Annotated in this window: 6 protein-coding genes; 3 read left to right on the top strand and 3 right to left on the bottom strand. The window is 62.1% G+C overall.

What is annotated here, in order from left to right; all coding sequences use genetic code 11:
* Positions 1-76 precede the first annotated feature (76 nt).
* Complete coding sequence (locus QMX98_RS31185) at positions 77-562, bottom strand: DUF523 domain-containing protein (protein ID WP_102594808.1); 486 nt, start codon at positions 560-562, stop codon at positions 77-79.
* A 2-nt stretch (positions 563-564) separates the two neighbouring features.
* Positions 565-1,197, bottom strand: coding sequence for a 2OG-Fe(II) oxygenase (locus QMX98_RS31180; RefSeq protein WP_042932493.1), 633 nt, complete (start codon positions 1,195-1,197; stop codon positions 565-567).
* 123 nt (positions 1,198-1,320) lie between these two features.
* Between QMX98_RS31180 and QMX98_RS31175 the strand changes: the two genes are divergently transcribed.
* Positions 1,321-2,073, top strand: a complete 753-nt coding sequence (locus QMX98_RS31175; protein WP_010466707.1) for a DUF2059 domain-containing protein — start codon at positions 1,321-1,323, stop codon at positions 2,071-2,073.
* 50 nt (positions 2,074-2,123) lie between these two features.
* On the opposite strand, the gene QMX98_RS31170 is transcribed toward QMX98_RS31175, so the two are convergent.
* Entirely contained in the window at positions 2,124-3,071 is a 948-nt protein-coding gene (locus QMX98_RS31170; RefSeq protein ID WP_169857162.1) for an alpha/beta hydrolase, read from the bottom strand.
* 98 nt (positions 3,072-3,169) lie between these two features.
* On the opposite strand from QMX98_RS31170, the gene QMX98_RS31165 reads away from it, so the two are divergent.
* Positions 3,170-3,748, top strand: a complete 579-nt coding sequence (locus QMX98_RS31165) for a DUF6436 domain-containing protein (RefSeq protein WP_083375517.1) — start codon at positions 3,170-3,172, stop codon at positions 3,746-3,748.
* Between the two features lie 102 nt (positions 3,749-3,850).
* Positions 3,851-6,262 (top strand): penicillin acylase family protein, encoded by a 2,412-nt coding sequence (locus QMX98_RS31160; RefSeq protein WP_282411906.1) that lies wholly within the window; start codon positions 3,851-3,853, stop codon positions 6,260-6,262.
* Positions 6,263-6,372: the final 110 nt, after the last annotated feature.

Genomic DNA, 6,372 nt, shown 5'->3' with positions numbered 1-6,372 from the left:
GCCTAACATTCAACGTCACCGTTGACTGGTATGGCCTCATCGCGAGCAGGCTCACTCCTGCAGGGCGTGTAGGTGGTTAGTCTTGCGCGGTCAATGCAGCGGACGCTTCGGCCAGCTCCAACTCACTGAAGACTTGCACACCATGGCGCTTGAGCAACGCCGCCGTCACCCCCTCGCCGCTGACCTTCACACCGCTGAAGCTCCCGTCATACGTCAACAAATTCCCGCACGACGGGCTGTTGGCCTTGAGCACGGCGATGCGGATGCCGTGCTTTCGCACCAACTCCAGCGCCTGGTAAGCCCCCGAGAGAAACTCGGCGCTGACGTCCTCACCCTCGGTAGTGATGACGGAGGCGTGGCCATCCAACACTTCACCGCCCTGCCCGCCCGGAATTTCCGCTGCAGCCCTGGGTGTTGGCAAACCACCGGCAACCTCCGGGCACAACGGCACCACGCGACCTTCATCGAGCCACTGTTGAAGCTGATCGAACGGCCCGCTCGCCCCGCCGTCGTAACGCACGCGATGGCCCAGCAGGCAGCGGCTTACCAGAATCTTCTGCATGATCAGAACGGCTCGTTACCGCGGCGCCGGAACCAGCCCGTCAATGACAGGCGATCCCGGGTCGCGGGCAGGACTTCGTGAGGCACCTCGCCTGACAGAAACACCACCAGGCATCCGCCAGTGGGCACCACGTCATGTTCGACGCCGTCCTCCAGGTACATGCGCAACTGGCCTCCGTGCTCGGGCAGCCAGCCGTCATTAAGGTAGATCACCGCCGAAACCATGCGCCGGTCGTCATCCCGAAAACGATCGACATGCTTGAGGTAAAACGCACCGGGCGGGTACAGGGCGAAATGGCTTTCGAAATCTTCCAGGCCCAGGTACAACCCGCGATTCATCGCCTCGCGCAGGCTGTCCATCAAGCTCAGGTAACTGTCGCACGCCAACGCCTGGCCGGGCTCGATCCACTGGATGTGGTCGCCGCGGATTCCCTCGCGAATCTCCGACGTCGGCCCTCGCCCCACGGCCGCCGGGGCCAATTCGCCCTCGGCTGCACGTTTACGGCACTCAGCCGCCAGTTCCCGGGTCAGACCCAGAGGCAGGAAAATATTCTGCTGCGACCAGCCGCGCTCGGCCAGGTCGTCGACGATACGTAACAGCAGCGGGTGATCAGAGGATATTTGCATGGCGCGCATAGTATTCCTGTGCCTGCAAATCCGACAGAGCCGCGCGGCGGAGGATTTGTCGGATTACTGATACGAATTCTCGACAAGTACGAAAGCCGCACGGAGAATAGTCGCCTGCTGACAGGAGTCCCTATGCGCCGTTTGTTTTTTTCATTGCTGATGCTCTGTGTGTTGCCCGCTTGGGCAGACGGCCACGACCAGTTGTACAAGGTCGCCGGTTGGCCAGATCAGCGCGCGCATTTTAACGACGCCCTCTCTGCCGCTCAGCAGCGCTACCAGAACAGCCTGCCACCGGCGGTGTTTCAAGCCTTGGTGAACAACAGCAATCAACGTTTCGCCTCCCAGGCCGTGGACCAGCGCGCCGAAGCTCAATTGCGCAAAAGCCTCGCCGATCCGCAACCGGCGCTGACCTTCTTTCAATCCCCGCTGGGCAAGAAAATCGTCGCCGCCGAATTGCTGGCGACCCGTCGCGATCAACTGGCGAAAAACGCCAAGGGTTTGCCGAAGATTCAGGCCAGTGACAGCCGTCTGCTGATCATCGGCCACCTGGCCCAGGCCCTGCCCGCTCGCGAGGCTGGTGCGGAAGTCAGCCTGGCGATCGCCGGTGTCGCGGCTGACAGCCTGAGTTCGATGATCCCGGGGTTGCTCGGTGGCGGTCAGGCGCAAGGGGTGTTGAACGGACAGCGCCAGCGGTTGATGGAACAGATTGGTGCTGATCTGAACAACACGCTGTTGTATGTGTATCGCGATCTGTCGGATGAAGAACTGGAAGAGTTCGCCACGTTTGCCGAGTCCACCGAGGGCAAGGCGTATTACCAGGCAGCGCTGGCAGCCATTCGGGCGGGGTTGGCGGTGGGGCAGGATCCGGCGAATCTCAGTCAGTAATCTTTAGCGCCTGATACACCGACTTGCCCGCGATGCGGCCCTCACTTGCGCTAAAGATTCCGCCCCTTGATCCGCTTGGTCAAAAACCCGAAATACTCCCGCCGCAACCCAACCGTCTCATTCGCCAGATGATGCCGCGCCTCCGGCAGCATCAATACCTGCGGCCGATCAAACTTGGCCTTCAACACCTCAAGGTTATGCTCCCAATCCACCGTCATGTCCGACTGCCCCTGCACAATCAGCGGTCGCCGTGGACTGTTCGGTGCCGCCTCGATTCGCTTGATCCACCGCGCCAACGCACCGACCCACGCCGTTGGCAGTCGCAGCGCTTGCAACGGATCGGCTTGCAGGAACGACAGGAACTCAGGGTCGTTGGAGTTCTCGCTGAAGCGCCGGGCAATGCCGTTCACGAAAGGCTTGAGCAGGTAATAACTGAGCTGCGACCAGCCCCAGGCGCGCGGCCGAACCAGCGGTGACAGCAGTATCACCTGCCCCTGGGCCGGACTGTCTGCACCGTGGTTAAGTACATGATCAATCACGATCGCCCCGCCAGTACTTTGCCCGCACAGGTGCCATGGCTGTGGGAGGTCGAGCGACTGCGCCTCGGCAAGCAACCCTTCCAGGGTGTGCTGATACTCGGCGAAATCCTTGATGCTCGCCCGCTCGCCACTGGACAGGCCATGCCCCGGCAAGTCGCAGGCAATCACTGCGAAGCCCTGATCCAGCGCCCACTCGATCACATGCCGGTAGAGCCCGGTGTGGTCGTAGAAGCCATGGAACATAAACAGAGTCGCCTTCGCCTGGTCAGGCCACCAGACCTGGCTGACCACTTCATAGCCATCGACCTCGAAACGCCCCAATCCGCGGCGCAGCATTCGCCCCGGAAAATCCAGCCCGTAAAACCGCTGATAGGCCAGCGCTTCCACCGAAAGCGGCTGCCATTCGGCCAATGGCCGCAGGCTGGCGCGCAAATGATCGGGGTCGAAAGTGGCAGACATGAGCTATTTCCAGAGCGTTAAACAGACTTTATGGGCCTGCGATATTCATCTGTCGCGGCAAGCATGGCAAGCTAGCCGACCTTCGAGGATTGAAACCCATGCGCCCGGCCTACCGCACCACACTGCTTGCCAGCCTGCTCGCCCTCGTGTGTGCCGGCGTCTTGTGGGCGGCCTATGACTGGTTTCAGGGGCGCTACCTGCGCGCATTCAGTTCGCACACCGCGTTATTTTCCGGTGATCCGCTGCGCCTGCCCGCCGACCTCGCCGGCCCCGGTGCCATACGCCTGGTGCACTTCTGGGACCCTGCCTGCCCGTGCAATGTCGGCAACCAGCAACACCTGACTGAACTGGTCGATCAATACGTACCGCAGGGCGTGGAGTTTTACGCGGTCCAAAAACCCGGCAGCCACGGTCAGTTGCCCAGCACCTTGAGCCGCCTGAAAACCATCACCGTTCTCCCGGGTTCCGAACAGATCCCCGCCAGCCCGGCGGTGGCGATCTGGGACCGCAGCGGCAAACTGGCCTACTTCGGCCCGTACAGCGAAGGCCTGACCTGCAATTCGAACAACAGCTTTATCGAGCCCATCCTGCAAGCACTCAGCGAAGGTCGTGCGGTGGGCGCCACCCATACGCTGGCGGTCGGTTGCTACTGCCCTTGGCCGGAGGAAGCGAAGTAAGGCAATCCTGACTTTTCCAGGACCGCGATGCCCGGCACAGAAGGTCTGTGCTACATGTTTGCAGCCCGCACGGGCGGCAATCCCGAAGAACAAGGAGTCACCATGAAACGCGTCCTGACCGTACTTGTATTGCTGATCGTCACGCTCGTCATCGGGGTCGGCGGGTACGTGTACATCAAGCAGCCGACGCGCCAGGGCCAGGTGGAGTTGCAGCATCTTCAGGGCTCGGTGACCGTGCGTTACGACGAGCGCGGCGTGCCGCATATCCGCGCCGAAAACGAAACCGACCTCTACCGCACCCTCGGCTACGTGCAGGCTCAGGATCGGTTGTTCCAGATGGAAGCCATGCGCCGCCTCGCCCGGGGTGAGCTGGCCGAAATCCTCGGTCCGAAACTGATCGACACCGACAAACTGTTCCGCAGCTTGCGTATCCGGGAGCGCGCCGAGAGTTATGTGGCCGCACTGGATCGTCAGTCACCGGCATGGAAGGCGCTGGAAGCCTATCTGGATGGCATCAACCAGTATCAGGACACTCACGCGGCGCCCATGGAGTTCGACGTGCTGGGCATCCACAAGCGCCCGTTCACCGCCGAAGACAGCATCAGCGTCGCCGGTTACATGGCGTACAGTTTTGCCGCCGCGTTTCGCACCGAACCTTTACTGACGTTTGTGCGCGACCAACTGGGCGTCGAGTACCTGAGTGTTTTCGAACTCGACTGGCAGCCCAAAGGCGTATTGGCCAAGACGCGCTCAACACCCGGCCCCGCCCTCGCTGCCGGTGACTGGAAAGACCTGAACGCCCTCGCCCGCCTGAGCGAACAGGCCTTGGCCGACAACGGCCTGCCGCAGTTCGAAGGCAGCAACGCCTGGGTGATTGCCGGCAACCGCAGCAAAAGCGGCAAGCCGCTGCTGGCCGGTGACCCGCACATTCGCTTCTCGGTGCCGTCGGTATGGTACGAGGCGCAATTGTCGGCGCCGGGCTTCGAGCTCTACGGTCATCATCAGGCGCTGGTGCCGTTTGCCTTTCTCGGCCACAACCTGGACTTCGGCTGGAGCCTGACGATGTTCCAGAACGACGACCTCGACCTGATCGCCGAGAAGATCAACCCGGACAACCCGAACCAGGTCTGGTATCGCGGCAAATGGGTCGACATGGTCAACACCGAGCAACAGATCGCGGTGAAAGGCCAGGCGCCGGTCACGCTGACGCTACGTCGGTCGCCCCACGGCCCGATCATCAACGATGCACTCGGCACTGCCGCCGGCAAGACACCGGTGTCCATGTGGTGGGCGTTCCTTGAAACGCCGAACCCGATCCTCGAAGGTTTCTACCAGCTCAACCGCGCCGACACCCTGGCCAAGGCCCGCGCCGCAGCGGCCAAGGTTCAGGCACCGGGATTGAACATCGTCTACGCCAACGCCAAGGGCGACATCGGTTGGTGGGCCTCGGCGCTGCTGCCCAAACGTGCGGCCGGGGTGAAACCCGGTTTCATCCTCGACGGCAGCACCAATCAGGCGGACAAGGAGGGTTTCTACCCGTTCAGCGCCAACCCGCAGGAAGAAAATCCGGCGCGCGGCTACATCGTCTCGGCGAACTTTCAGCCCGTTTCGCCGACTGGCATGGAGATTCCCGGTTACTACAACCTCGCCGATCGCGGCCAGCAACTCAATCATCAGCTCAGCGACAAGAGCGTGAAATGGGACAACGAGGCCAACCAGAAGCTGCAACTGGGCACCACCACCGCCTACGGCCCGCGTCTGTTGGCGCCGCTGTTGCCGGTACTGCGTGAAGGGGTGAGCGATCCCGCCGAACTGAAACTGGTCGAGCAACTGGCGCAATGGAAAGGCGATTACCCGCTGGATTCCACCAGCGCCACGCTGTTCAACCAGTTCCTGTTCAACCTGGCCGACGCGACGATGCACGATGAGCTGGGGAATGATTTTTTCGAGACCCTGCTCTCGACTCGCGTGATCGACGCTGCGCTACCCCGCCTGGCCGCGACGGCCGATTCGCCGTGGTGGGACAACCGCAACACCCTCGGCAAGGAAACCCGCGCCGATACAGTGAAAGTAGCCTGGCAAGCGAGCATCGCCCACCTAAAGACCACCCTTGGCCCTGACGTCGCGCACTGGCAGTGGGGCAAGGCGCACACCCTGACCCACGATCACCCCTTGGGCGTGCAGAAGCCGCTGGACCGAATCTTCAACGTCGGCCCGTTCGCGGCGCCCGGCACCCATGAAGTGCCGAACAACCTCTCGGCCAAGATCGGCCCGGCGCCGTGGCCGGTGACGTATGGCCCATCGACGCGGCGCCTGGTGGACTTTGCCGACCCGGCCCACAGCCTGACCATCAACCCGGTCGGCCAGAGCGGCGTGCCGTTCGACAGCCACTACGAAGACCAGGCCGAGGCGTATGTCGAAGGGATTTACTACGAGGCGCACTTCAATAACGAAGAAGTCACGGCCAATACGCGCAGTACGTTGAAGCTGTTGCCGGCGCGAAGTGCTCAATAGTTTTGTATTGCCAGCAGGCTGGCTCCCACAGTGATCCTGTGCACGCGGATCCATTGTGGGAGCCAGCCTGCTGGCGATGAGGCCCGCAAGCACAACGCCTGTTCATGGCT

It is taken from the genome of Pseudomonas sp. PS02303, from assembly GCF_029959925.1.
Taxonomy (GTDB): Bacteria; Pseudomonadota; Gammaproteobacteria; order Pseudomonadales; family Pseudomonadaceae; genus Aquipseudomonas; species Aquipseudomonas mandelii.
Note: the sequence above shows the minus strand (reverse complement) of the source record. Positions and strands in the feature narration are given on the sequence as shown.

Coding starts and splice junctions, on each gene's coding strand:
- QMX98_RS31170 (WP_169857162.1), bottom strand. CDS start 3,071: ATGTCTGCCACTTTCGACCCCGATCATTTGCGCGCCAGCCTGCGGCCA.
- QMX98_RS31160 (WP_282411906.1), top strand. CDS start 3,851: ATGAAACGCGTCCTGACCGTACTTGTATTGCTGATCGTCACGCTCGTC.
- QMX98_RS31165 (WP_083375517.1), top strand. CDS start 3,170: ATGCGCCCGGCCTACCGCACCACACTGCTTGCCAGCCTGCTCGCCCTC.
- QMX98_RS31185 (WP_102594808.1), bottom strand. CDS start 562: ATGCAGAAGATTCTGGTAAGCCGCTGCCTGCTGGGCCATCGCGTGCGT.
- QMX98_RS31175 (WP_010466707.1), top strand. CDS start 1,321: ATGCGCCGTTTGTTTTTTTCATTGCTGATGCTCTGTGTGTTGCCCGCT.
- QMX98_RS31180 (WP_042932493.1), bottom strand. CDS start 1,197: ATGCGCGCCATGCAAATATCCTCTGATCACCCGCTGCTGTTACGTATC.